Below are 25223 nucleotides of genomic sequence, written 5' to 3' on the forward strand. Positions count from 1 at the left end.
CACTCGGGGTCGACCATTGGGCCTATTGGCGGCACTGAGTGCCGCCAACTTGTCATCCTGCCCCGTGTTTTCCCTATCCGGAAGTGCTCTGTGACCTTCACGACTCGTTTGATCGATCATTTTTTTCGATGCCTCACGAAGCGCCAGGTCAGAAGGGTGACCTCCGACGACCCCCGGAAGAAGATCAGAGACCGGCGAGACGGAAGTCGAGCGCCGTGCAGCGCCGCCCGGCCGACACCGTGCGCACCGCCTGGCCGATCGCCTTGCGCGACCCCACGAGAACGACCAGTTGCCTGGCCCGGGTCACCGCGGTGTACAGCAGGTTGCGCTGCAGCATCATCCATGCACCGGTCGTGACGGGGATCACCACTGCGGGATATTCACTTCCCTGTGAACGGTGGATGGTCACCGCGTACGCGTGCGCCAGTTCGTCCAGTTCGTCGAAGTCGTACGGAACCTCCTCGTCCTCGTCCGTCAGTACGGTCAGGCGCTGGTCGACCGGGTCGAGCGAGGTGACCACGCCCACGGTGCCGTTGAAGACGCCGTTCTTCCCCTTGTCGTAATTGTTGCGAATCTGGGTGACCTTGTCGCCGACGCGGAACACCCGGCCACCGAACCTCTTCTCCGCCAGGTCGGGCCGCCCGGGGGTGACGGCCTGCTGGAGCAGCCCGTTCAACGTGCCCGCGCCGGCCGGGCCGCGGTGCATGGGGGCCAGCACCTGGACGTCCCGGCGCGGGTCGAGGCCGAACTTGGCCGGAATGCGCCGGGCCGCCACATCCACGGTGAGCCGGCCGGCCGCCTCCGTGTCGTCCTCTACGAAGAGGAAGAAGTCCTTCATGCCGTCGGTGACGGGGTGCTGCCCGGCGTTGATCCGGTGCGCGTTGGTCACCACGCCGGACTGCTGGGCCTGGCGGAACACGCGGGTGAGGCGGACCGCGGGGATCGGGCTGTCGGGGGCGAGCAGGTCCCTGAGCACCTCCCCCGCGCCGACGCTCGGCAGCTGGTCCACGTCCCCGACGAAGAGCAGATGAGCACCCGGCGGTACGGCCTTGACCAGCTTGTTGGCGAGCAGCAGGTCCAGCATGGACGCCTCGTCGACCACCACCAGGTCGGCCTGGAGCGGGCGGTCCCTGTCGTACGCCGCGTCGCCGCCGGGCTTGAGCTCCAGGAGCCGGTGGACGGTGGAGGCCTCGGCCCCGGTCAGCTCGGCGAGGCGTTTGGCGGCGCGGCCGGTGGGGGCGGCCAGCACGACCCTGGCCTTCTTCGCGCGGGCCAGCTCCACGATCGAGCGGACGGTGAAGGACTTGCCGCAGCCGGGGCCGCCGGTGAGGACGGCGACCTTCTGCGTCAACGCGAGCTTGACCGCGGCCTCCTGCTCGGGGGCCAGGTCGACGCCCGTACGGCCCTTGAGCCAGCCCAGCGCCTTGTCCCAGGCCACGTCACGGAAGCCCGGCATCCGGTCCTCGTCGGTGCGCAGGAGGCGCAACAGCTGAGCGGACAGGGCGAGTTCGGCCCGGTGGAAGGGGACGAGGTAGACGGCCGTCACCGGTTCCGAACCGCCGTCGGGGCCGGGGACCTTCTCCCGTACGACACCGGGGTCGCCGCCGTCCTCGGGGACCTGGGCGAGCTCCGCGAGGCACTCGATGACGAGCCCTGTGTCGACCTGGAGGAGCTTGACCGCGTCGGCGATCAGCTGTTCCTCGGGGAGGTAGCAGTTGCCCTGGTCGGTGGCCTGCGACAGCGCGTACTGCAGGCCCGCCTTCACGCGCTCCGGGCTATCGTGCGGGATGCCGACGGACTGGGCGATCTTGTCGGCGGTGAGGAAGCCGATGCCCCAGACGTCGGCCGCCAGCCGGTACGGCTGGTTCTTCACCACGGAGATCGAGGCGTCGCCGTACTTCTTGTAGATGCGCACGGCGATGGAGGTGGACACCTCGACCGTCTGGAGGAAGAGCATGACCTCCTTGATCGCCTTCTGCTCCTCCCAGGCGTCGGCGATCTTCTTGGTGCGCTTGGGGCCGAGGCCGGGGACCTCGATGAGCCGCTTGGGCTCCTCCTCGATGACCGTCAGGGTGTCCAGGCCGAAGTGCTGGGTGATGCGGTCGGCGAAGACCGGGCCGATGCCCTTGACCAGGCCGGAGCCGAGATAGCGGCGGATGCCCTGGACGGTGGCCGGGAGGACGGTGGTGTAGTTCTCCACCGTGAACTGCTTGCCGTACTGCGGGTGGGAGCCCCAACGGCCCTCCATCCGCAGGGACTCGCCGACCTGGGCGCCGAGCAGCGCGCCGACGACCGTGAGGAGGTCGCCCGCTCCTCTGCCGGTGTCGACCCGGGCGACCGTGTAGCCGTTCTCCTCGTTGGCGTAGGTGATCCGCTCCAGGACGCCTTCGAGCACGGCGAGTCGCCGCTCGCCGCTCTGTGTCTGGCTCCCCGTCTGGCTCCCCGCCTGATTGGACATGATCCGACGCTACCGCCCGGCACCGACAACGGGTCGCTCGTCGGTGCCGGGAGGCGGGATCAGGTCTGGTTCGTGAGCACGCAGGTCCCGACCACGTAGCCGGTGACGCCGCTCCTGGTGACCTTCACCCAGCGCTTGCTGACGATGCCGCACTTCTCGTACGAGGAGCTGCCGTAGTACATCGTGCAGGACGCCGGCGCGCTCTCGCCCTTGTTGAGCTGGGCGAGCGCCGTGCCGCTGGTGCTCGTCGTGGATCGGATGATCACGGTCTCCAGGGCCTTCGCCGTACAACCGGCCGCCGCCGCCGGACCCGCGACGACGAACGAGGTCCCGACCAGGGCCGCGGCCCCCATGGTGGCACCGAGCATCCGGGCTGCGCGCATTGTCTGTATCTCCCCGTTCGATTGGCGCGGGCATGCCACCCGCAAACGACCGGAGGCAGCCTAGCCTGCGCCCACCGACGACCTGACGGAATTTCACGAGCGCTCCGCGCATGAGGTCGGTCGATGTCCCCTACGAGTAGAGATTGCGCGTGCCGGGCCTCCACGCTTCCACCCTCCTTGCACAACCGTTGGTTGTGTCTGGTGTGGTGCAGGGTTGTTTGATCGAGTGTTCCGCGCGGTGGTGGGATCTGCGCATGTCTACGCGCACAGAGCAGGTCATGTATGTCCGGACGCCTGAGTTCGCGCGTCATGCGGAGCGGATCGTGGAGGTGACCGATGCGACGTCGCGGCTGAACGTGCTTCCGTTCAGCGACGGCGAAGGCCGCGCGGAACTACTTTCCGTTGTGTTCGGTGGCCCGCTGCCGGAGTCGGTGACGATCTACCCGCCGTTCTTCACCGAGTACGGGCTGAACACGACGTTCGGGGAGAACGTCTTCGTCAACCAGGGATGCACCTTCATGGACAAGGGAGGCATCCGTATCGGCAACGGCGTCATGATCGCCCCGAAGGTCAGCCTCATCACAGGAGGCCATCCACTGCCCCTGGCCGAGCGCCGCGAGTACCTCTCCTTCGCCCCGATCGCCATCGAAGACCACGTCTGGATCGGGACGGCTGCCGTGATCACGCAGGGAGTCACCATCGGTGCCGGTGCGGTGGTCGCCGCAGGCGCGGTGGTCACTCGCGACGTTCCCGCCGGCACCCTGGTCGCGGGAGTGCCCGCCCGGGTGATCAAGACGATCGACTGAGCCGGCACTGCGGCGGCACCACCGGTCGACCGGCGGTGCCGCCCGGCGTCGACGAGGACTGTGCGGGCAGCTCCCAGGGCGGCGATGCCCCCGACAAGGGATGGACGTCCCGGTCCCGAACGCGAACGGGGTGCCGTCGAGGACGCCCAGCGTCTGAGATGCGACCGATGCCGGGGCGTCCGACGCCCCGGACAGGCCTGGCCCCTCACCCCGCCTGCGACATCACGTGGTCGATCACCGCCTGGAAGTCCTCCGTCGGCGAGAACTCCACGAACTCGCAGTCCTCCAGGGCCACCGGGACATGGCCGGGCCCCCAGTAGTACGCCTGGCCCGCCTCGTAGTACTCCTCGCCCTCGGCCGTCAGCATCCGCAGCCGGCCCTTCAGCAGGTAGCCCCAGTGCGGGCACTGGCAGGCGTCGCCTTCCAGGCCCTTGAGGGCGGGGCCCATGTCCGTGCCCTCGGGGAGGCTGATGTAGCCGACGGACATGCCGCCGCCGATGGGCTCGGTGCGTACCTCCACTCCGTCGCCGCCCAGGACGACGGGTACGTCGTCGCGCGTCGCTGCCGTCATGACTCCTCCGCTCCGGCCCACGGGGACGCGGGCACTGCCTCGAGGAACGACCCCCTGCACTTCCAGCGTGGACCCGATTCGGGATCGCGTCGCGACATCACGATCCGGTCTCGGGATGTGGTCGAGGGGTTGATTAACCTCCGTGTAATCGATTCCAATCCTCCGTAACACGTCGATGTAATCGATTCCACGAGGATCGGTCATCGGCTCCCTGAACGATCCACAAGGAGGTGGAGCGGCGATGGCGAGCATCAAGGACGTCGCTGCCGAGGCGGGCGTCTCCGTCGCCACGGTCTCGCGCGTCCTGAACGACCACCCGTCCGTCAGCGCCGAGGCACGCGCACGCGTGCTGGCCGCCGTCGAGGCCCTGGGCTACCGCCCGAACGCCGTCGCCCGCTCCCTGCGCACCGACCAGACCCACACCCTCGGCCTGGTCATCAGCGACGTGATGAACCCCTACTTCACCGAGCTGGCCCGCTCCGTCGAGGAGGAGGCCCGCGCGCTCGGCTACAGCGTCATCATCGGCAACGCCGACGAGCGACCGGATCTTCAGGACCACCACGTACGGAACCTGCTGGACCGCCGTATCGACGGACTCCTCGTCTCCCCCACCGACGGCGGCTCGCCGCTGATGCTGGACGCCGCGCGCGCGGGGACGCCGATGGTCTTCGTGGACCGGTGGATCCCGGGCGTGGACGTGCCGGTGGTGCGGGCGGACGGGCGGGGTGCCGTACGGGACCTCGTGGCGCATCTGCACGGGCTGGGGCATCGCAGGCTCGCCATCATCGCGGGCCCCGCGGCGACCACCACCGGACGGGAGCGGGTCGAGGCCTTCCGGGAGGCGCTCGGCGCCCACGGACTCGAACTCCCCGACGCCTACATAGGGCAGGGCGACTTCCAGGCCGAGAGCGGACGCCGGGTCACCGAGGGCTTCCTCGACCTTCCCGAGCCGCCCGAGGTCGTCTTCGCGGCCGACAACCTGATGGCGCTCGGCGCGCTGGACGCCGTACGCGCGCGTGGGCTGCGCGTACCGGACGACCTCGCACTGGCCGCGTTCGACGACATCCGGTGGTTCGTGCACACCGATCCGCCGGTCACCGCCATCGCCCAGCCCACGGGCGAGCTGGGCCGGGCCGCCGTACGGGCCCTGGTCGACCGCATCGAGGGACGGGCCGGCGAGTCCGTCACCCTCCCCGCCCGTCTCGTCGTACGCCGCTCCTGCGGCGAACCACCGGCTTCACCGGAGCCGTCCCCCGTAACGAACAGGAGCCAGTCGTGAGCAACGCGGACGAGTTGCTGCGCATCGAGGGCATACGGAAGACCTTCCCGGGCGTGGTCGCGCTGGACGGCGTCGACTTCGAGCTGCGCCGGGGCGAGGTGCACGTCCTCCTCGGTGAGAACGGCGCGGGCAAGAGCACCCTCATCAAGATGCTCTCCGGCGCCTACACGCCCGACGCCGGACGGATCCTGGCCGGCGGCAAGGAGGTGCGCATCCACGGTGCGCAGGACTCCGAGCGCCTCGGGATCGCCACGATCTACCAGGAGTTCAACCTCGTTCCCGATCTGACGGTCGCCGAGAACATCTTCCTGGGGCGCCAGCCGCGCCGCCTGGGGATGATCGACCGGAAGAGGATGGAGGCCGACGCCGAGGTGCTCCTCGCGCGCGTGGGCGTGAACGTGTCGCCACACGCGCGCGTGCGGGAACTCGGCATCGCACGCCTGCAGATGGTCGAGATCGCGAAGGCGCTCAGCCTGAACGCGCGCGTGCTGATCATGGACGAGCCGACCGCCGTGCTCACCTCGGAGGAGGTCGACAAGCTCTTCGCGATCGTGCGCAAGCTGCGCGAGGACGGCGTCGGGATCGTCTTCATCACGCATCACCTGGAGGAGATCGCCGCCCTGGGCGACCGGGTCACGGTCATCCGGGACGGCAAGAGCGTCGGGCAGGTCCCCGCCTCCACGCCCGAGGACGAGCTCGTACGGCTCATGGTGGGGCGCTCCATCGAGCAGCAGTACCCGCGCGAACGGGCCGACCGCGGCGCGGCGTTGCTGTCCGTCGAGGGGCTGACCCGCGACGGTGTCTTCCACGACGTCAGCTTCGAGGTGCACGCCGGTGAGGTGGTCGGTGTCGCGGGTCTGGTCGGCGCCGGGCGTACCGAGGTCGTGCGGGCGGTGTTCGGGGCGGATCCGTACGACAAGGGGGCCGTGAAGGTCGGCGGTTCCGCCCTTCCCAAGTACGACGTCAACGCGGCGATGACCGCGGGCATCGGGCTGATCCCGGAGGACCGCAAGGGCCAGGGCCTGGTGCTGGACGCGTCCGTCGAGGAGAACCTCGGTCTGGTGACGCTGCGTTCGGCCACCCGCGCGGGGCTCGTCGATCTCAAGGGGCAGCGGGAGGCGGCCGCGCGGATCGCGGGGCAGCTCGGCGTGCGGATGGCGGGTCTCGGCCAGCATGTGCGCACGCTGTCCGGCGGCAACCAGCAGAAGGTCGTCATCGGCAAGTGGCTGCTCGCCGACACCAAGGTGCTGATCCTCGACGAGCCCACGCGCGGCATCGACGTCGGCGCCAAGGTCGAGATCTACCAGCTCATCAACGAACTCACGGCCGCGGGCGCCGCCGTACTGATGATCTCCAGCGATCTGCCCGAGGTCCTCGGCATGAGCGACCGGGTGCTGGTGATGGCGCAGGGCCGGATCGCCGGCGAGCTCTCCGCCGACGAGGCCACCCAGGACTCCGTGATGGCGCTCGCCGTCAGCAACCCCACCACCGACCCCACCACCGACAAGACCGGAACGGAGGCCCCCCGTGGCCACTGACACGCTCAAGAGCCCGGCGGGCGCGAGTGGCGCCCCGGGCGGCCTGCGCCGCCTCCTTCTCGACAACGGCGCGCTGACCGCGCTGATCGTCCTCGTCATCGCGATGTCGGCGCTGTCCGGCGACTTCCTGACGGCGGACAACCTGCTCAACGTCGGCGTCCAGGCGGCCGTGACCGCCATCCTCGCGTTCGGCGTGACCTTCGTGATCGTCTCCGCGGGCATCGACCTGTCGGTCGGCTCGGTCGCCGCCCTGTCGGCCACCGTGCTGGCCTGGAGCGCCACCTCGCAGGGCATCCCGGTCGTCCTCGCGGTCGTCCTCGCCGTCGCGACCGGCATAGCGTGCGGCCTGGTCAACGGCATCCTGATCTCGTACGGGAAGCTGCCGCCGTTCATCGCGACGCTGGCGATGCTGTCGGTGGCCCGCGGTCTGTCGCTGGTGATCTCGCAGGGCTCGCCCATCGCCTTCCCCGACTCGGTCTCGCATCTCGGCGACACCCTCGGCGGCTGGCTGCCGGTGCCGGTGCTCGTGATGGTCGCCATGGGTCTGATCACGGCGTTCGTGCTGGGACGTACGTACATCGGCCGTTCGATGTACGCGATCGGCGGCAACGAGGAGGCGGCCCGGCTCTCCGGGCTGCGGGTGAAGAAGCAGAAGCTCGCGATCTACGCCTTCTCCGGGCTGTTCGCCGCCGCGGCGGGCATCGTGCTCGCCGCCCGGCTGTCCTCCGCGCAGCCGCAGGCCGCGCAGGGCTACGAGCTCGACGCCATCGCGGCGGTCGTCATCGGCGGCGCCTCGCTGGCCGGCGGCACGGGCAAGGCGTCCGGCACGCTGATCGGCGCGCTGATCCTCGCGGTGCTGCGCAACGGCCTCAACCTCCTTTCGGTGTCCGCCTTCTGGCAGCAGGTCGTCATCGGTGTCGTCATCGCGCTGGCCGTCCTGCTGGACACGGTGCGGCGCAAGGCCGGGGCCACCCCGGCGGCGGCCGGAACCGGCTCGCCGGGCAGCCGGGGCAAGCAGGCGGCGACGTATGTGCTCGCGGCCGTGGTCGCGGCGGCGATCGTGGGCGCCACCTCCCTGCTGCACGGCGGCTCGTCGGCGACGACGACGCAGAAGGTCGGCCTGTCGCTGTCGACGCTCAACAACCCGTTCTTCGTGCAGATCCGGGCCGGTGCCGAGGCGGAGGCGAAGAAGCTGGGCGTGGACCTGACGGTCACCGACGCGCAGAACGACGCCTCCCAGCAGGCCAACCAGCTGCAGAACTTCACCTCCGAGGGCGTCGACTCGATCGTCGTCAACCCGGTGGACTCGGACGCGGCGGGCCCCTCGGTACGGGCCGCGAACAAGGCCGACATCCCCGTCGTGGGCGTCGACCGGGGCGTGAACAAGGCCGACACGGCGGCGCTGGTCGCCTCCGACAACGTCGAGGGCGGTGCGCTGGGCGCCAAGGCGCTCGCCGAGAAGCTGGGCGGCGAGGGCACCATCGTGATCCTCCAGGGCCAGGCCGGCACGTCCGCCAGCCGTGAGCGCGGCGCCGGCTTCGCCGAGGGCCTGAAGGACTACCCGGGGATCAAGGTCGTCGCCAAGCAGCCCGCCGACTTCGACCGCACCAAGGGCCTGGACGTCATGACCAACCTCCTCCAGGCCCACCCGGACATCGACGGCGTCTTCGCCGAGAACGACGAGATGGCGCTCGGCGCGATCAAGGCGCTCGGCGACCGGGCCGGGAAGGACGTCCAGGTCGTCGGCTTCGACGGCACCCCGGACGGCCTGAAGGCGGTCGAGGCGGGCACGCTGTACGCCTCCGTCGCCCAGCAGCCCAAGCAGCTCGGGAAGATCGCCGTGGACAACGCGGTGCGGGCGGCCGAGGGCAAGGAGGTCGCCGAGACCGTCAAGGTGCCGGTGAAGGTGGTCACGAAGGAGAACGTGGCCGGCTTCGGCGGCTGACATCAGCGGCTGACATCAGTCGATATCGGCTGATGTCCGCTGACGTCGGCCGACATCGGGGAACGGTGAGCGGGCGGGCGGTCGTTGCAGAGGCACGGGGCCGCCCGCCTCGGCCCACCACGGGGACCTATCAGGGGAGCAACTCATGTACGACTACGACCTCCTGGTCGTAGGGTCGGCCAACGCCGACCTGGTGATCGGCGTCGAGCGTCGGCCGGGGGCCGGCGAGACCGTGCTCGGCTCCGATCTGGCCGTCCACCCGGGCGGCAAGGGCGCCAACCAGGCGGTCGCGGCCGCCCGGCTCGGTGCGCGTACGGCCCTGCTGGCCCGGGTCGGCGACGACGCGTACGGCAGGCTGCTGCTCGACTCGCAGCGGGCGGCCGGCGTCGACACGGTCGGTGTCCTGGTCGGCGGCGCACCGACCGGCGTCGCGCTGATCACGGTGGACCCGTCAGGGGACAACAGCATCGTGGTCTCGCCGGGCGCCAACGGAAGGCTCACCCCGCAGGACGTGAGGGCCGCCGCGAGCCTCTTCCAGGCGTCGAGGGTGGTGTCGGTCCAGCTGGAGATCCCGCTGGAGACGGTCGTCGAGGTCGTACGCAACCTCGCGGACGGCGGCCGCTTCGTCCTGAACCCCTCGCCGCCGCGCCCGCTGCCGGCCGAGGTGCTGGCGGCCTGCGACCCGCTGATCGTGAACGAGCACGAGGCGAAGGTGATCCTCGGCGACTCCGCGGTGGGCGAGACGCCGGAGGACTGGGCGCGGATCCTGCTCGCCAAGGGCCCTCGCTCGGTGGTCGTGACCCTGGGCGCGGAGGGTGCGCTGGTGGCGTCCGCGCAGGGCGTGACGCGGGTCGCGTCCGTGAAGGTGAACGCGGTGGACACGACCGGCGCCGGCGACGCCTTCACGGCCGCGCTGGCCTGGAAGCTCGGGACGGGCTCGGCCCTGGCCGAGGCGGCGGCGTACGCGGCTCGGGTGGGGGCGGCGGCCGTCACCAAGGAGGGCGCGCAGGAGTCGTTCCCGACGGCGGCGGAGGTCGAGGCGCCGTGAAGAAGTCCGGAATCCTGAACCGTCATCTCTCCGGCGCCCTCGCCGAGCTGGGCCACGGCGACGGGGTGCTGGTGTGCGACGCGGGCATGCCGATACCGGCCGGGCCCCGGGTCGTGGACCTGGCCTTCCGGGCCGGGGTGCCGTCCTTCGCCGAGGTGCTGGAGGGTCTGCTGGCCGAGCTGGTGGTGGAGGGCGCGACGGCGGCCCGGGAGATCCACGAGGCGAACCCCTCGGCGGCCGCGCTGCTGGCCGGGGAGTTTCCCGGACTGGAGCTGGTCACCCACGAGCGGCTCAAGGAGCTGTCGGCCGGGGCGCGGCTGGTGGTGCGGACCGGGGAGGCACGGCCGTACGCGAACGTGCTGCTGCGGTGCGGGGTCTTCTTCTGATGGGCGGGGTCTTCCTCTGATGTTTCGAGGGGCCCGGTCCGTCGACCGAGCCCCTCGGGGTTTCCCCTCCCCGTCAGAACCCCCGCGATCCCCCCAGATCCCCCTCCAAGAGTCCTGACTCCAAGTACGACCCGCCGGGTACGGGAAGGGTTGTACGGTCCCCGCGGATTTTTTTCGACGTGCCCTGCAATCCGGACAGACGTAGCGTTTCAGATATGCAGGAGCTGGACGAAAACCCCCTGACGTCCCTCCAGGACGATGTGCTCGACGAGCTCGGCGACGAGCGGATCGCGGATATCGCGGTGCTGCTGGACACGGACGAGGCAGGGGCCCGACAGATGGTCGGTACGACGGTGGCGGCGCTGTCCGGCGAGGCGGAGAGCGTGGCGACGCCGCACGACGCCCCGCTCACCGGCGTGGCCACGCTGGGCGGCTTCGCGACCGGCGGCCTGATGGCCGGGCTGCTGGCCGAGGAGGCCAGGCCGGTCGCGGACGCGGTGGCCCGCAGGACGGGACTGGCGCCGGGTGCCGTGTCCCGGGTGGTGGAGACGGTGATTCCGGTGGTGCTGGCGGTGCTCACGAAACGGGCGGCCGGGAAGTAGCAGAGTGGCGTGGGCTCCGTGTGAGTCCGAAGAATGAGGGGTACACCGAGAGGGTGATTGATCACGAGTGATCGTGAGCCGCGCAAGGCTCGGTCCTCATCACGGCAGGAGTCCGCCGGAGAGCGGGTGTCCGCCGCCGATGCGATGCGGTCCGCGATCGAACAACTCAGTGAGCTGTTGGGGAGGGCTCCCGAGTCGGTTTCCTCGCTGAGGCCGACGGACCAGGGCTGGGAAGCCGATGTCGAGGTCGTGGAACTGGAACGCATTCCCGAGACGACCAGTGTGATGGCCAGTTACCAAGTGGTTCTGGACCCGGAGGGGAAGCTGCTGGCGTACGAGCGCGGGCGTCGTTACACCCGCGCTCAGGTGGACAGGAAGGACGGCCGCTAGGGGAAGACACCCCATAGGTCGCTCGCCCTTTCGCCGGGAAGTCGGGCCGGAAGGGAAGTCACCGTGACGGTGGTGCCACAGGGCAACGGTGGTGGTGTGCCCGCCGCAGCAGGAGGCGGCGGTTCGGGAAATCTGTACGACGTGCTGGAGCTCGTCCTGGACCGGGGCCTGGTCATCGACGCGTTCGTACGGGTCTCCCTGGTGGGCATCGAGCTGGTGAAGATCGACGCGCGGGTGGTCGTCGCCAGCGTCGACACGTATCTGCGTTTCGCCGAGGCGGCCAACCGGCTGGATCTGGAGTCGGGCAAGAAGGCGCCGGCCCAGCTGACCGACATCGTCGAGGGCTCCGTCGAGAGCGGGGCGCACGGCAAGAGCAAAGGCGCGCTGTCGGGCGCGGTCGAGGCGATCACGGACTCGTTCAAGGGCGGTGGTGACGAGGACAAGGAGGAAGACGAGGACAAGGACGAGGACGCCGAGCGCAGGCCCGCGCGCGAGAAGCGGCGGGAGCGCGGCGAACGCCGCTCGGAGCGCCGTTCCACACGGGACCGGGAGGAGTGAGCGAGCCGATGTCCGTGTATGTGTACGCGATCACCAAGGACGCGCATCCCCTGGACCTGAGCGACACCGAAGGCGTCGGCGACCCTCCGGGCGAGCTGCGCGTGGTGCGCGCCGGCTCCCTGTGCGCGGTCGTCAGCGAGTGCCCGGACGACCTGTCGATGGCCCGACGGGACCTGGAGGCGCATCACCAGGTCCAGGAGCGGCTGTGGACCGAGGGCCCCGCCCTGCCGCTCAGCTTCGGGTTCGTCGCCGCCGACGACGACGCCGTACGCGGTGTCCTGGAGGAGCGGGCGCAGCTGTTCGGCCAGCGTCTCGACGAGCTGGCCGGGCGGGCGGAGTTCAACGTCAAGGGCGTCCTGGACGAGGACACGGTGGTACGTGCCGTCCTTGAGGAGAACGCGCAGGCCCGCGAGCTGAACCGGCGGACCCTGGAGGGCGGAGGGGCGTACGACGAACGGCTGGCGCTCGGCCAGTTGGTGGCCCAGGAGGTGCAGGGCCGCCAGGACGCCCTCGCCGAGGAGGTCCTCGCCGGGCTGCGGCCGCTCGCCCAGGCCGAGAAGGTCGCGCCGCCGTCGCAGCAGTACTTCGTGAGCGCGTCCTTCCTCGTGACGGACGACAGGTCCGAGGAGTTCGGCCGGGCCGGGCAGGAGCTGGCCGAACGCTACGGCGAGGGCGTGGAGTTGCGGATCCGGGGCCCCCTGCCGCCGTACAGCTTCGTCTGAGCTCCGGGTCCTCTGGGAGGTGCCGTGGGACTGGTCACCGGGATCCTGACGCTGCCGTTCGCACCCGTGCGGGGCATCGGCTGGGTGCTCGACAAGGCGGTCAAGGCCGCCGAGGACGAGTACTACGACCCGGCTCCCGTGCAGGAGGCGCTCGTGAACCTGGAGCGGGCGCGGGACGAGGGCGATGTCGACGACGAGGAGTTCGCACGGCAGGAGGAGGCGCTGTTGCACCGCCTGGAGGAGATCAGGAACTACCAGCTGCGACAGGAAGGCCAGGGCGGCCAGGGCGGGGAACCCGGGCTGTGGTGAGGAAAGAAGACAGGTCATGAACAACGCCAAGATCGGCACCGCCCTGCTGGGCGGCTATGTGCTGGGGCGGACCAAGAAGGCGAAGCTCGCCATCGGCCTCGGCGCCCTGCTCGCCGGATCGCGGATCAAGCCCGGGCAGGTCGGCAAGGCCCTCCAGGACTCCCCCTTCCTGCACACCCTCACCGACCAGGTGCGCACCGAGCTGACTGACGCGGGGAAGGCGGCGGCGACCACCGTCCTCAGCGCCAAGGCCGACAGCCTGGCCGACGCCCTGCACGAGCGCACCGCCGGACTGCGGGAGAAGGCGCAGGAGCAGGAACAGGAGCAGGAACGGGAGCAGGAAGCGGACGACGAGGCGCAGGACGAAGCCGAGGACAGGGACGAGGACCGGGACGAGGGCGAGACGGGACCTGACGAGGAGCCACGCGACGAGACGAACGGGGAGGAACCCCGGGAGAAGCCTCGGCCGAAGCCCCGGAAGGCGGCGTCCCGCCGTACGAAGAAGACCTCCACCTCGCGCAGGCAGGGGCAGGACGATGGCTGAGCGCAAAGGCACAGGACGCGGCTCGGGCGGCGGCGGCACGGGGACCCTGACGAAGGCCGGCGAGCGGCTGCCCGGTACGGATCGGCTGAAGGACGAACTGGAGCACTACGTCCAGGCCCGCCTCCAGTTGGCGCTGGAGGGCATGGGCCACCGGCTCGGCGAGGGCGCGCGCCGGCTGAGCGAGGCGCACATCGGCCCAGGTGGGCTGGCCGGCGCGGTGGCCAAGGGCGGCAGGATGCTCGGCGAGCGGCTGCCGTCGGGCATGGGGGCGCTGGCCTCGACGGCGTCCCACGCGAAGGAGACGGCTTCGCACGCCAAGGACGCGGTGGTGGACATGGCCAAGGATGCCGCCGGGCAGCTGCCCGGGCAGAGCCACGACAAGGACCCCGGCAACGACCCGGACAGCATGGGCAAGGGGATCACCATCATCGAGGACATCGACGTGGGCGTGCCCGTGCGCGAGGCGTACGACCAGTGGACGCAGTTCCAGGAGTTCGACCGGTTCGCCAAGGGTGTCGTCGGCATCGAGCAACAGGACGACACCACGGCCAGGTGGCATGTGAAGGTCGGCAAGTCCAACCGGCACTTCCGGAGCACCATCACGGAACAGGTGCCTGACGAGCGCATCGCCTGGACGAGCTCCGGGGACAAGGCCACCACCCAGGGCGTCGTCACCTTCCATCCCCTCACCGACAACCTCACCAAGGTGCTGCTGGTCCTGCGGTACTTCCCCCATGGGCCGGTCGAGCGGGTCGGCAGCTGGGTGCGGGCCCAGGGCCGCCGCGCCCGGCTCGACCTGAAGCTCTTCCGCACCTTCGTGATGATGCGCGGGGAGGCTACCGGAGGCTGGCGCGGCGAGATCCGCGAGGGCGAGGTGGTCCGGGAGCCGGAGGAGGTCGAGGAGGACGAGGAGAGCCGGGCCGAGGACGAGGAGTACGACGAGGAGGACGAGAACGCCGCCGAGGACGAGTACGAGGACGACGACTTGGACGAGGAGGAGGACCAGGAGCCCGGCGACCGCTACGACCACGACGACGACACCGACCGGGAAACGAGGTCGAGTACCCCGTGACCGAGCCCGTCCCCACCCGCTCCACGCCGTCGAGGGCGATGTCCCCGTACGGCGAGTCCTCCGGCGCGAACCTCGCGGACATCCTTGAACGCGTGCTCGACAAGGGCATCGTCATCGTCGGCGACATCAAGATCAACCTGCTGGACATCGAGCTGCTCACCATCAAGCTCCGCCTCCTGGTGGCCTCGGTCGACAAGGCCAGGGAGATCGGCATCGACTGGTGGGAGCACGACCCCGCGCTCTCCTCCCGCGCCGACCGGCGGCACGACCTCAGGGAGCAGAACGAGCGGCTGCGCGCCGAGGTCGAGGAACTGCGCCGCAAGGTCGAGAAGGCCGAGCGGGCGGAGTCGGCGGGCGAGCTGACCGAGCGCGGGTCGGGATCGTCCGGCCGCCGCCGGCCCCGAGAGCCGGACCGCGAGCCGACGGACCGGGAGGCCGGCGGCGAACCGCGACGCCCCCGGCGCAAGAAGGACGACGCGGAGGACCGGGACCGGAGCCGAGGCAGGGAGAAGGACCGGGACCGAGACCGCAACCGAGACCGACAGCCGTGAACGGGCAACGCCTCAGCTACGCCTACGCCGTGGTCAGGTCGTCCGGCACCGCGGCCGAACGGGCGCGGGCGGCCCTGGCCGGCCTCAGGGGCGTGGCGGACGCGCCCGTCACCCTGGTCCGCTCCGGCGCGGTGGCCGCCGCGGTGAGCGCGGTGCCCGGGGCGGAGTTCTCGGAGGCGGCGCTGAGGACGCGGCTGGAGGACCTCGACTGGCTGGAGTCGACGGCCCGGTCCCACCACCTGGTCATCGAGACGCTGGCCGCCCGCACGACGGTCCTCCCCCTGCGGCTGGCCACGGTGTACCTCGACGACAGCCGGGTCGAGCGGATGCTGGGCGAGCGGCAGGACGCCTTCACCGCGCTCCTCGACCGGTTCGATGACCATGTGGAGTGGGGCGTGAAGGTGTACGCCGAGATCCCCGCCGCGTCCGACCCGGCCGGGCCGAGCCCGTCGGACCCACCGGACACGGGTCGCGCGTATCTGCGTCGCCGCAGGCAGCACCGCCAGGCACGCGAGGAGACCTGGCGGGCCGCCGAGGAGGCTGTAAGGCGCACGGAGCTGAGGGCGCGCGGACTGGCGATGGAGCGCGCCCGGCACCGCCCGCAGCAGGGCACCCTGGCCCGGCTCCCCGGCGAGAACGTCGCCAACGACGCCTATCTCGTCCCGCGCCACGCGGCCGGGGAGTTCCGCGACCGGATGCTGCACGCCGCCGACGACCTGCCCGGCGTACGCGTGGAGGTCACCGGCCCCTGGGCGCCGTACTCCTTCACCGCCTCCCTCGAAGGGGTGCGGCAGCCGTGACCGGGCACGACGCGTACGACGACGACCGCCCGCTCGCCGGAACCCAGGTCGCGCTGGTCGATCTGCTCGACCGGTTGCTGAGCGGCGGCGTGGTGATCACCGGGGATGTCGTCCTGTCCATCGCGGACATCGACCTGGTGCGGATCTCGCTGCGCGCGGTGGTGATCGCCATTCGCGAGCAGTTGGACGAACAGTGGGCGCCCGTCCTGCCGGACCGGACGCCCACGGGGTACGACCACGGCGGCCACGGTGACATCCCCGGCTGACCGCCCGCCCCCCGACCGGCTGCGGGAGGTCGCGGACGCCGCGCACCGCGCGTTCTCGCTGCTGCCCGCCCAGCCGGACGACGTGGCTCCGCCGACCGCCGGACGGACGGCGGCACGCCGGCTGCGCGCCGACCCCGACACCGTGGAGCGCGACCTGGTCAGGCTGGTCCTCACCATCGTCGAGCTGCTCCGCCAGCTGATGGAGCGCCAGGCCCTGCACCGGGTCGACGAGGGCGACCTGACCGAGGAACAGGAGGAGCGCCTGGGTCTGACCCTGATGCTCCTCAACGACCGCATGACCGAACTGTGCGACCGCTACGGGCTCACGCTGGAGGACCTCAACCTCGACCTGGGGCCCCTGGGCACCCTGCTCCCACCGCCGTGAGCCCGCGCCCAGGGGTTAACCCGCGTGTTCCACGAACCGCGCCGCCGTCTCCGCCAGCAGTTCCCGCCCGTCACGGGCCCACAGCTGGTCGTTGAACAGCTCCACCTCGATCGCGCCGGCGTATCCGGCCGCCTCGACGTAGCCCTTCCACTCCCGCATGTCGATCGAGCCGTCGCCGATCTGCCCGCGGCCGTTGAGGACGCCCTCGGGCAACGGGGTGGTCCAGTCGGCGAGTTGGAAGGTGTGGATACGGCCGCTCGCGCCGGCCCGGGCGATCTGCGCGGGCGCGTTGTCGTCCCACCAGATGTGGTACGTGTCGACCGTGACGCCGACCTGCCGGGCGGGGAAGCGCTCGGCGAGGTCGAGGGCCTGGGCGAGGGTGGAGACCACACAGCGGTCCGAGGCGAACATCGGGTGCAGCGGCTCGATCGCCAGCTTCACCCCGCGCTCCTCGGCGTACGGGCCGAGCACCGCCAACGCGTCCGCGATCCGCTCCCGGGCGCCGTGCAGGTCCTTCGATCCGGCCGGGAGACCGCCGGAGACCAGCACCAGGGTGTCGGTGCCCAGTGCCGCCGCCTCGTCGACCGCGCGCCGGTTGTCGTCGAGCGCGCCGGCCCGCTCGGCCGGGTCGATCGCGGTGAGGAACCCGCCGCGGCACAGGGTGGTGACGGTCAGGCCGGCGTCGCGGACCAGCTTGGCCGTCGCCTCCAGGCCGTACGCCTGGACGGGCTCGCGCCACAGGCCGACGTTCACCACACCCAACTGGCCGCACGCCTCGACCAGTTCGGGCAGGCTCAGCTGCTTCACCGTCATCTGGTTGATGGAGAAGCGGGTCAGGTCCTTCTCGGCGCTCACTGGGCCACTCCGTACAGGTTCAGCAGGTTCTTCATCCGCTCCTCGGCCAGCTTCGGGTCCGGGAACAGGCCGAGGCCGTCGGCGAGTTCGTAGGCGCGGGCGAAGTGCGGCAGAGAGCGGGCCGACTGGAGGCCGCCGACCATGGTGAAGTGGGACTGGTGGCCGGCCAGCCAGGCCAGGAAGACCACGCCCGTCTTGTAGAAGCGGGTGGGCGTCTGAAAGAGGTGGCGGGACAACTCGACCGTGGGGTCGAGGAGTTCGCGGAAGCTGGAGACGTTCCCCGTGTCCAGCACCCGTACCGCCTCGGCGGCCAGCGGCCCCAGCGGGTCGAAGATGCCGAGCAGGGCATGGCTGAAGCCCTGCTCGTCGCCCGCGATCAGCTCGGGGTAGTTGAAGTCGTCCCCGGTGTAGCAGCGCACGCCCTGCGGGAGGCGGCGGCGGATGTCGATCTCCCGCTGGGCGTCCAGCAGCGAGACCTTGATGCCGTCGACCTTGTCGGGGTGGGCGGCGATGACCTCCAGGAAGGTGTCGGTGGCCGCGTCCAGGTCGGACGAGCCCCAGTAGCCCTCCAGCGCCGGGTCGAACATCGGGCCGAGCCAGTGCAGGACCACCGGCTCGGTGGCCTGGCGGAGCAGATGGCCGTAGACCTCCAGGTAGTCCTCGGGGCCCGAGGCGGCGGCCGCGAGGGCGCGGGAGGCCATCAGGATGGCCCGCGCGCCGGACGCCTCGACGAGCGCGAGCTGCTCCTCGTACGCCGCCCGGACCTCGGCCAGGGACGCCGGGCCGGTGAGCTGGTCGGTGCCGGCGCCGCAGGCGATCAGCCCGCCGACCGCCTTCGCCTCGGCGGCGCTGCGGCGGATCAGCTCGGCCGCGCCCGCCCAGTCCAGGCCCATCCCGCGCTGGGCGGTGTCCATGGCCTCGGCGACGCCGAGCCCGTGGGACCACAGGTGGCGGCGGAAGGCGAGGGTGGCGTCCCAGTCGACGGCGGCGGGCGCGTCGGGCGACACGTCGGCGTACGGGTCGGCGACGACATGCGCGGCCGAGTAGACCGTACGGGAGGTGAAGGGCGCGCCCGGGGTGAGGGCGAGGGGCTCGGTGCGCGGCTCGTAGGCCCGCACCCCGCCCTTGAAGTCAGGCAGTCGGATCGTCACAGCTGGATCTCCGGAACGTCGATGCGGCGGCCCTCGGCCGAGGACTTCAGGCCCAGCTCGGCGAGCTGGACGCCGCGGGCGCCGGCCAGGAGGTCCCAGTGGTAGGGGGCGTCGGCGTAGACGTGCTTGAGGAACAGCTCCCACTGGGCCTTGAAGCCGTTGTCGAACTCGGCGTTGTCCGGAACCTCCTGCCACTGGTCGCGGAAGGAGTAGGTGGCCGGGATGTCCGGGTTCCAGACCGGCTTGGGGGTCAGGGAGCGGTGCTGGACACGGCAGTTGCGCAGACCCGCGACCGCGGAGCCCTCGGTGCCGTCCACCTGGAACTCGACCAGCTCGTCGCGGTTGACGCGCACGGCCCAGGAGGAGTTGATCTGGGCGATGGCGCCGCCGTCGAGCTCGAAGATGCCGTAGGCGGCGTCGTCGGCCGTGGCGTCGTAGGGCTTGTCGTTCTCGTCCCAGCGCTGCGGGATGTGGGTGGTGGCGATGGCCTGCACCGACTTGACCCGGCCGAAGAGCTCGTGGAGCACGTACTCCCAGTGCGGGAACATGTCGACGACGATGCCACCGCCGTCCTCGGCACGGTAGTTCCAGGACGGGCGCTGGGCCTGCTGCCAGTCGCCCTCGAAGACCCAGTAGCCGAACTCGCCGCGGATGGAGAGGATCCGGCCGAAGAAGCCGCCGTCGATGAGCCGCTTGAGCTTGAGCAGGCCGGGGAGGAAGAGCTTGTCCTGGACGACGCCGTGCTTGATGCCGGCGTCGTTCGCAAGGCGCGCCAGCTCCAGGGCGCCCTCGAGACCCGTCGCGGTCGGCTTCTCGGTGTAGATGTGCTTGCCGGCGTCGATCGCCTTCTTGAGCGCCTCCTCGCGGGCGGAGGTGACCTGGGCGTCGAAGTAGATCTCGACGGTCGGGTCGGCGAGGACGGCGTCCACGTCGGTGGAGATGTTCTCCGGGTCCAGGCCGTGCTGCTCGGCGAGCGCCTTGAGGGCGTGCTCGCGGCGGCCGACCAGGATCGGCTCGGGCCACAGCACGGTGCCGTCGCCGAGGTCGAGACCGCCCTGCTCACGGAGGGCCAGGATGGAGCGGACCAGGTGCTGGCGGTAGCCCATGCGCCCCGTCACACCGTTCATGGCGATACGCACCGTCTTGCGTGTCACGTCATTCCCTTCGTAGGCGTCGTACGCAGCGTCGTACGCGGTTCTGCGTGCCGCGTACGCCCCTACCCTGTTGAGCGTCACAGCAAGCGCTTTCTATCGGATAAGAAGCTAGCCTCTGACCAGGGGTCCGGACAAGACCGTGACCGGGTTGAGTTGTTCGAGGGGACGAACAACCGGGGTTCTTGGCCGTAAGGTCTGCTCGACATACACGGAACCGTGGCCGCTGACGGGCTGTCTACGAGGAGGCAGGCCTGTCCATGAGCACTACGAGCGTGAGCAGTACGAGCGTGAGCGGTACGAGGTGGTACGACGAGATGCGCGACCGGAGGACGACGAGATGACGGTGACCCTGGCGGACGTGGCGGCCCGCGCCCAGGTCTCCCCCGCGACGGTGTCGCGCGTGCTGAACGGGAACTACCCCGTCGCCGCCACCACCCGGGAGCGGGTGCTGCGGGCGGTGGACGAGCTGGACTACGTGCTGAACGGTCCCGCGAGCGCGCTGGCCGCTGCCACCTCCGACCTGGTCGGCATCCTGGTCAACGACATCGCCGACCCCTTCTTCGGGATCATGGCGAGCGCGATCCAGGCGGAGATCGGCGGGCCGGGCGGCCGGGCGGGCGGTGAGCGCCTGGCGGTGGTCTGCAACACCGGGGGTTCGCCGGAGCGCGAGCTGACGTATCTGACCCTGTTGCAGCGGCAGCGGGCCGCGGCGGTGGTGCTGACCGGCGGCGCCGTCGAGGACGCGCCGCACGCGGCGGCGGTCGCGGCCAAGCTGCGCAAGCTGGCGGACGCCGGGACCCGGGTCGTGCTCTGCGGCCGGCCACCCGCGCCCGACACCGGCGCCATCGCGCTGACCTTCGACAACCGCGGCGGCGGCCGTGAACTGACCGAGCACCTCATCGGCCTTGGCCACCGGCGCCTCGGCTACATCGCGGGCCCGGAGGAGCGCACGACGACCCGCCACCGCCTGGAGGGCCACCGCGCGGCGCTGGAGGCGCACGGCATCACGGAGGACCCGGGGTGGACGGTGCACGGCCGCTACGACCGGCAGTCCGGCTACGAGGCCACGCTGGAGCTGCTGCGCCGGGATCCGTCCCTGACCGCGGTGGTCGCCGCGAACGACTCCGTCGCGCTGGGCGCGTGTGCAGCCCTGCGGGACTCCGGGCTGCGCATCCCGGAGGACGTCTCGGTCGCCGGCTTCGACGATCTGCCCTTCAGCATCGACGCGGTGCCTTCGCTGACGACGGTGCGACTGCCGCTGTCGGAGGCGGGGGCGCGGGCCGGGCGGATCGCGATGGGACGTGAGGAGCCGCCGCCCGGGGAGATCGCGACGATTCGGGGGGAACTGATGGTGCGGGGGTCTTCTGGGGGGCCTCGGAAGTAGGGGCGCGCTGCCGAGGCTCGGGGCAGGGCGCCGCTGGGGCTCGGGGGCAGGGGTACTGCCGAGGCTCGGGGCAGGGCGCTGCTGAGGCTCGGAAACAGGGGTACTGCTGAGGCTCGGGGCAGGGCGCTGCGAGGGCCCCAGGGATCTGGAGCCGTGCTTGTGCGGCCGCGAACCTTCTTCCGTGCCCCGCGGGCCTGTTGAGACCTCGCGCCCGCGCGCCGCGAACGGAAGCAGCACGCGGCCGCCCGTGCCGGGTGGCCGGTCGAGGGGGTTGCGCGCACCGGAGGTACGCCGCCGCCGGTCAGCGTGCCGAGACCGCCGCCGGTGCCGTGCGGTCGTTCATCTCGTCGTCGTCGCCGTAGTCCACGGTGCCGCTGACGATATGGCCGCACAGGCCCAACAGCAGGAAGAGGACGACGAGGACCTTGGCCGCGGTGTCCAGGAGGAGCGGCCGGGTGCCGGAGCGGACCGCTTCCTGCGGAACCGGCTCGTCGCCGAACAGCCGCTTGGGGTAGGCGGGGGTCAGCATCGTGGCGTAGGCGGTGAAGCGCATCTGGTAGCGGGCGACGGCGGCCGTGGCGGCGAAGACCGGTGCGGGTAGCCGACCCAGCACGATGCCGATGAGCCAGAAGATCCAGCCGATCGCGAACCAGCCCGCCTGGGCGAGGTTGTTGACGATGCCCGCCGGGATCATCAGGATCAGCCGGAACAGCACCGCGAGCCGGTTCAGCGGTGTGGCGCGCAGTTCGATCTGCACGGGGTGGTCGGGTGCGGAGAACGCGAACGGCGGATAGCGGTCGACCAGGAGCATCGAGCTCACTCCGACCCGCGTGCGGTAGACGAGGACGGAGCCGAGGAAGGAGAAGATCCCCTCCGGCAGCCGGCCCATGAACAGCGCGGCGAACCATCCGACGACGGTCACGAAGAACGCCGCGATCGAGAGCAGGCAGACCACCACGAACTGCGGCAGGAGCAGCAGCCAGCGCAGCAGGACGGTCCAGCGCCGTTGCCGCGCGGCAGGGGGGATGTCCAGGACGGGCAGCCACTCGCCGCCCCCGGGGTCGGTGGCGGCCCGATGATCCCAACCTGTCGCCATGGCCACTCCCAGTCGTGCCGTTCTCACCTGACAGCACCATGCTGCGGCGACACGGCGGCCCCCGCCCCTTGCGGGGCCCCGAACGGAGGTGGTCCGCGCACCCGGGCGCCCTGGGGCCGTGGGGCCGTGGGGCCGTGGGGCCGTGGGAGCACCAGCAGAACCAGCCGCCACCGTCCCCACCCGCGCGAAGGTCCCTTCGTTCCCTGCCCGACTACCGACTGCCGACCGCCGACGGCCGACTTCCCGACTTCCCGTAGGGGACCGACAGACGGGCGGCCCTCTCCCCCTCCCGAATCCTCCGTTCCGCGTCTTGACTCGACCCACCGATGATTTCCGGGGCCCACCCCGGTCTTCCATGCCGCAACCACCGGCTCGCCCGAACCGGACCGAGCCCGAGCGGACCACAGGAGCGGATCCCATGCGCATCGCGATCACCGAGTTCATCAGCCTCGACGGCGTCGTCCAGGCCCCCGGCGGCCCCCAGGAGGACACCGACGGCGGCTTCGCGCACGGTGGCTGGTCGCATCCGTACTTCGACGCGGAGGTGCTCGGCGGGGCCTTCGACGCGGGGATGCGGAAGGCCGAGGCGCTGCTGTTCGGGCGTCGTACCTGGCAGACGATGGCGGCGGCGTGGCCGGAGCGGGCCGGGGACCCCTTTGCCGACCGGATGAACTCGATCAAGAAGTACGTCGTCTCCAGCACCCTCACCGAAGCCGACCTGACCTGGCACAACACCAGCCTCATCCCCGGCGCCGACGCGGTCGCCCGGGTGCGTGAGCTGCGGGCCGCGGAGGGCGGGGACCTGGCGATGATGGGGAGCCCCACCCTCGTACGGACTCTGATCCAGGAGGGACTCGTGGACGAGCTCCAGCTGGTCGTGATGCCGGTGCTGCTCGGCGGCGGCAAGTCGATCTTCCCGGCCGACGGCGGCAAGCGTCCGCTGGAACTCGTCTCCACGACCTCCGCCAAGACCGGGGCGCAGGTGTGCGTGTACCGGCCGGCGGGCGCCGAGGGGTAGCCGTGCGGGCGCGGGCGTCCTAGGCTCGAACCACGATATCTCTGACTGAGTCAAGTATCCGAGGTTCACGATCATGACCGTCCATGACATCCGCGCCTTCAACCGCTTCTACACGAACGTCATCGGCGCCCTCGACTACAGCCGCCACCTCTACGCCCCGTACACCCTCACCGAGTCCCGCGTCCTGTACGAGCTCGCGCACTCCCCGCGTACGGACGCGGCCGACCTGCGGACCGAACTCTCGCTGGACGCCGGGTACTTGAGCCGGATCCTGAACAAGTTCGAGCAGGACGGGCTCATCGAGCGCACCGCCTCCCGGGAGGACCCCCGGCGCCGGCGCGTCACGCTCACCGCGCGCGGCCGGGAGACCGGCAAGCTGCTGGAGGAGCGGGCGAACGAATCGGTCGGCTCGCTGCTGTCGACCGTGCCGGCCGCCGAGCGGCCACGCCTCGCCGAGGCGATGACGACCGTCCGTACGATCCTGTCCCACGGCCGCCCGGCCCGCCGCGAGGACGTCCTGCTGCGCGAGCCGGGCCCCGGCGACCTCGGCTGGATCGTGCAGCGCAATGCCGCGCTGTACGCCGCCGAGTACGGCTGGAACGCCGACTACGAGGGGCTGGTGGCGAGGATCGTCGCGGACTTCGCGGAGGACCACGACCCGCATCTGGAGCAGGTGTGGATCGCCGAGCTGGACGGCCGGCCGGTGGGCTGCGTGATGTGCGTACGGGACGAGGCGCCCGCCACCGCCCGGCTGCGGCTGCTGCTGGTCGAGCCCGACGCCCGCGGCCTCGGCATCGGCGACCGGCTCGTCTCGGCCGTCGTCGACTTCGCCCGTGGCGTCGGCTACCGCGAACTCGTCCTGTGGACCAACGACGTCCTGGCCGCCGCCCGCCGCATCTACCAGCGCCACGGCTTCGTCCTGGCCGCCGAGAAACCCCACCGTTCCTTCGGCCGGGACCTGAACGGCCAGGACTGGCGCCTGGATCTGCACGGCACGCAGGAGTGAGGCCCCGGCCGGCGCGCCCGCCGGATGGGCGCGTCCGCGTTTCCCTGGCAAGGTGGGGTGCATGAAACTGGCGTTCTCCACCCTCGGCGTCCCCGGTCTCCCCCTCCCCGACGTGCTGCGGCTCGCGACCGCGCACGGCTATCACGGAGTCGAGCTGCGCACCCACCCGGAGGAGCCGGTCCACCCGGGCCTCGGGCCCGCCGAACGGGCCGACGTGGCGGCCGAGTTCAAGTCCGCCGGCATCGAGCTGCTGGGCCTGGCCGGGTACGCGCGGGTCGCCGCGCCCGGTGACGACGGACCCGTGATCGAGGAGATCCGCAGCCTCGTCGACCTCGCCCACGACCTGGGCGCGCCCTTCGTCCGCGTCTTCCCCGGCGCCGACCCCGAGCAGACCCGCCAGCGCGCGGACACCATCGCCGCGCGGCGGCTGGGAACGGCCGCGGAGCACGCCGCCGACATGGGCGTACGGATCCTGCTGGAGACCCACGACTCGCACCGCACCGCCGCCGACGCGATCCGCGTCCTCGGCCTGGTCGGCCACCGCCACGTCGGCTCGCTGTGGGACGTCATGCACACCTGGCTGGGCGGCGAACAGCCCTCGGAGAGCTACGCCGCCCTCGCCCCGTTCCTCGGCTACGTCCAGGTCAAGGACATCGCCTCCGCCGACGACACGACCCCGCTGCCGCTCGGCGCCGGGGTGCTGCCGCTCGCCGACTGCGTGGAGGTGCTCTCCCGGCACGGCTGGGACGGCTGGCTGTGCTGGGAGTACGAGAAGCGCTGGTACGAGGAGGCGGCGCCGCTCGACGGGCTGCTGGGCGCGGGCCGGGAGCACCTGTCGCGGCTGCTGAACGAGTCGGCCTAGGCACCGGGGGCGGGGTGGGCGCCGAGGGACCGGTCCCCCGGCGCCCGTAATTCGGTGGCCCCGCGCGAAGCCCCCCGTATAGCC

Annotated in this window: 28 protein-coding genes; 21 read left to right on the forward strand and 7 right to left on the reverse strand. The window is 71.2% G+C overall.

Features of this window, described 5'->3' with window-relative positions:
• Positions 1-184: 184 nt before the first annotated feature.
• Together recD2 and L0P92_RS12520 are read right to left on the reverse strand one after the other, a co-directional pair.
• Positions 185-2458: an SF1B family DNA helicase RecD2 gene (gene recD2 / locus L0P92_RS12515; RefSeq protein ID WP_234762641.1), complete on the reverse strand. Its 2274-nt coding sequence runs from the start codon at positions 2456-2458 to the stop codon at positions 185-187.
• A 59-nt stretch (positions 2459-2517) separates the two neighbouring features.
• Positions 2518-2841 (reverse strand): hypothetical protein, encoded by a 324-nt coding sequence (locus L0P92_RS12520; protein ID WP_234762642.1) that lies wholly within the window; start codon positions 2839-2841, stop codon positions 2518-2520.
• Positions 2842-3119: 278 nt separating this feature from the next.
• Between L0P92_RS12520 and L0P92_RS12525 the strand changes: the two genes are divergently transcribed.
• A complete protein-coding gene (locus L0P92_RS12525; RefSeq protein WP_234762664.1) occupies positions 3120-3647 on the forward strand; it encodes a DapH/DapD/GlmU-related protein in 528 nt (175 codons plus the stop codon).
• A gap of 205 nt (positions 3648-3852) precedes the next feature.
• Here the strand turns inward: L0P92_RS12525 and L0P92_RS12530 are convergent, their stop codons facing one another.
• Positions 3853-4218 carry a cupin domain-containing protein gene (locus tag L0P92_RS12530; protein WP_234762643.1) on the reverse strand — a complete coding sequence of 122 codons (366 nt, stop codon included), beginning with the start codon at positions 4216-4218 and terminating at the stop codon, positions 3853-3855.
• 241 nt (positions 4219-4459) lie between these two features.
• Between L0P92_RS12530 and L0P92_RS12535 the strand changes: the two genes are divergently transcribed.
• The 16 genes from L0P92_RS12535 (at position 4460) to L0P92_RS12610 (ending at position 16613) form a co-directional block, all read left to right on the forward strand.
• Positions 4460-5497, forward strand: a complete 1038-nt coding sequence (locus L0P92_RS12535) for a LacI family DNA-binding transcriptional regulator (RefSeq protein ID WP_234762644.1) — start codon at positions 4460-4462, stop codon at positions 5495-5497.
• Positions 5494-7035 (forward strand): sugar ABC transporter ATP-binding protein, encoded by a 1542-nt coding sequence (locus L0P92_RS12540; protein WP_234762645.1) that lies wholly within the window; start codon positions 5494-5496, stop codon positions 7033-7035. The genes L0P92_RS12535 and L0P92_RS12540 overlap by 4 nt, the downstream gene beginning before the upstream one ends.
• The gene (locus L0P92_RS12545; RefSeq protein WP_234762646.1) at positions 7025-8980 is read left to right on the forward strand and encodes an ABC transporter permease/substrate-binding protein; all 1956 of its coding nucleotides are present in this window, start codon (positions 7025-7027) and stop codon (positions 8978-8980) included. The genes L0P92_RS12540 and L0P92_RS12545 overlap by 11 nt, the downstream gene beginning before the upstream one ends.
• 145 nt (positions 8981-9125) lie before the next feature.
• A complete protein-coding gene (locus tag L0P92_RS12550; RefSeq protein ID WP_234762647.1) occupies positions 9126-10028 on the forward strand; it encodes a ribokinase in 903 nt (300 codons plus the stop codon).
• Positions 10025-10414: a D-ribose pyranase gene (gene rbsD / locus L0P92_RS12555; RefSeq protein WP_234762648.1), complete on the forward strand. Its 390-nt coding sequence runs from the start codon at positions 10025-10027 to the stop codon at positions 10412-10414. The genes L0P92_RS12550 and rbsD overlap by 4 nt, the downstream gene beginning before the upstream one ends.
• A 215-nt stretch (positions 10415-10629) precedes the next feature.
• Positions 10630-11016, forward strand: a complete 387-nt coding sequence (locus L0P92_RS12560; RefSeq protein ID WP_234762649.1) for a DUF937 domain-containing protein — start codon at positions 10630-10632, stop codon at positions 11014-11016.
• Positions 11017-11076: 60 nt separating this feature from the next.
• Entirely contained in the window at positions 11077-11406 is a 330-nt protein-coding gene (locus tag L0P92_RS12565) for a gas vesicle protein GvpO (protein WP_217208371.1), read from the forward strand.
• A 69-nt stretch (positions 11407-11475) separates the two neighbouring features.
• Positions 11476-11964 carry a gas vesicle protein GvpJ gene (gvpJ, locus tag L0P92_RS12570; RefSeq protein WP_234762665.1) on the forward strand — a complete coding sequence of 163 codons (489 nt, stop codon included), beginning with the start codon at positions 11476-11478 and terminating at the stop codon, positions 11962-11964.
• Positions 11965-11972: 8 nt separating this feature from the next.
• Positions 11973-12686 carry a GvpL/GvpF family gas vesicle protein gene (locus L0P92_RS12575; RefSeq protein WP_234762650.1) on the forward strand — a complete coding sequence of 238 codons (714 nt, stop codon included), beginning with the start codon at positions 11973-11975 and terminating at the stop codon, positions 12684-12686.
• A 24-nt stretch (positions 12687-12710) separates the two neighbouring features.
• Entirely contained in the window at positions 12711-12995 is a 285-nt protein-coding gene (locus L0P92_RS12580; RefSeq protein ID WP_234762651.1) for a gas vesicle protein GvpG, read from the forward strand.
• Between the two features lie 16 nt (positions 12996-13011).
• Entirely contained in the window at positions 13012-13539 is a 528-nt protein-coding gene (locus L0P92_RS12585; protein ID WP_234762652.1) for an ABC transporter substrate-binding protein, read from the forward strand.
• Positions 13532-14611, forward strand: a complete 1080-nt coding sequence (locus L0P92_RS12590) for an SRPBCC family protein (protein ID WP_234762653.1) — start codon at positions 13532-13534, stop codon at positions 14609-14611. Before L0P92_RS12585 ends, L0P92_RS12590 begins: the two co-directional genes overlap by 8 nt.
• Positions 14608-15162 (forward strand): gas vesicle protein, encoded by a 555-nt coding sequence (locus L0P92_RS12595; protein ID WP_372497247.1) that lies wholly within the window; start codon positions 14608-14610, stop codon positions 15160-15162. The genes L0P92_RS12590 and L0P92_RS12595 overlap by 4 nt, the downstream gene beginning before the upstream one ends.
• Positions 15159-15962, forward strand: a complete 804-nt coding sequence (locus tag L0P92_RS12600; RefSeq protein WP_234762654.1) for a GvpL/GvpF family gas vesicle protein — start codon at positions 15159-15161, stop codon at positions 15960-15962. Before L0P92_RS12595 ends, L0P92_RS12600 begins: the two co-directional genes overlap by 4 nt.
• Positions 15959-16228: a gas vesicle protein gene (locus tag L0P92_RS12605; RefSeq protein WP_234762655.1), complete on the forward strand. Its 270-nt coding sequence runs from the start codon at positions 15959-15961 to the stop codon at positions 16226-16228. The genes L0P92_RS12600 and L0P92_RS12605 overlap by 4 nt, the downstream gene beginning before the upstream one ends.
• Positions 16212-16613 (forward strand): gas vesicle protein K, encoded by a 402-nt coding sequence (locus L0P92_RS12610; protein WP_234762656.1) that lies wholly within the window; start codon positions 16212-16214, stop codon positions 16611-16613. Before L0P92_RS12605 ends, L0P92_RS12610 begins: the two co-directional genes overlap by 17 nt.
• Positions 16614-16628: 15 nt before the next feature.
• Here the strand turns inward: L0P92_RS12610 and L0P92_RS12615 are convergent, their stop codons facing one another.
• The 3 genes from L0P92_RS12615 to L0P92_RS12625 are packed head-to-tail and all read right to left on the reverse strand — an operon-like array spanning position 16629 to position 19773.
• Positions 16629-17426 carry a sugar phosphate isomerase/epimerase family protein gene (locus L0P92_RS12615; RefSeq protein ID WP_234762667.1) on the reverse strand — a complete coding sequence of 266 codons (798 nt, stop codon included), beginning with the start codon at positions 17424-17426 and terminating at the stop codon, positions 16629-16631.
• 38 nt (positions 17427-17464) lie between these two features.
• Positions 17465-18619 (reverse strand): dihydrodipicolinate synthase family protein, encoded by a 1155-nt coding sequence (locus L0P92_RS12620; RefSeq protein WP_234762657.1) that lies wholly within the window; start codon positions 18617-18619, stop codon positions 17465-17467.
• Positions 18616-19773 carry a Gfo/Idh/MocA family protein gene (locus tag L0P92_RS12625; RefSeq protein WP_234762658.1) on the reverse strand — a complete coding sequence of 386 codons (1158 nt, stop codon included), beginning with the start codon at positions 19771-19773 and terminating at the stop codon, positions 18616-18618. The genes L0P92_RS12620 and L0P92_RS12625 overlap by 4 nt, the downstream gene beginning before the upstream one ends.
• Positions 19774-20110: 337 nt before the next feature.
• On the opposite strand from L0P92_RS12625, the gene L0P92_RS12630 reads away from it, so the two are divergent.
• Complete coding sequence (locus L0P92_RS12630; RefSeq protein WP_234762659.1) at positions 20111-21157, forward strand: LacI family DNA-binding transcriptional regulator; 1047 nt, start codon at positions 20111-20113, stop codon at positions 21155-21157.
• Between the two features lie 301 nt (positions 21158-21458).
• On the opposite strand, the gene L0P92_RS12635 is transcribed toward L0P92_RS12630, so the two are convergent.
• Positions 21459-22253: a DUF4389 domain-containing protein gene (locus L0P92_RS12635; protein ID WP_234762660.1), complete on the reverse strand. Its 795-nt coding sequence runs from the start codon at positions 22251-22253 to the stop codon at positions 21459-21461.
• A 418-nt stretch (positions 22254-22671) separates the two neighbouring features.
• Here L0P92_RS12635 and L0P92_RS12640 point away from each other — a divergent pair, with 418 nt between their 5' ends.
• From L0P92_RS12640 to L0P92_RS12650, 3 genes are all read left to right on the forward strand, one after another.
• Entirely contained in the window at positions 22672-23271 is a 600-nt protein-coding gene (locus L0P92_RS12640) for a dihydrofolate reductase family protein (protein WP_234762661.1), read from the forward strand.
• 73 nt (positions 23272-23344) lie between these two features.
• A complete protein-coding gene (locus L0P92_RS12645; protein WP_234762662.1) occupies positions 23345-24277 on the forward strand; it encodes a bifunctional helix-turn-helix transcriptional regulator/GNAT family N-acetyltransferase in 933 nt (310 codons plus the stop codon).
• Positions 24278-24338: 61 nt separating this feature from the next.
• Positions 24339-25139 carry a sugar phosphate isomerase/epimerase family protein gene (locus L0P92_RS12650; RefSeq protein ID WP_234762663.1) on the forward strand — a complete coding sequence of 267 codons (801 nt, stop codon included), beginning with the start codon at positions 24339-24341 and terminating at the stop codon, positions 25137-25139.
• Positions 25140-25223 lie beyond the last annotated feature (84 nt).

Source organism: Streptomyces muensis (genome assembly GCF_021474425.1).
Classification (GTDB): Bacteria; Actinomycetota; Actinomycetes; order Streptomycetales; family Streptomycetaceae; genus Streptomyces; species Streptomyces muensis.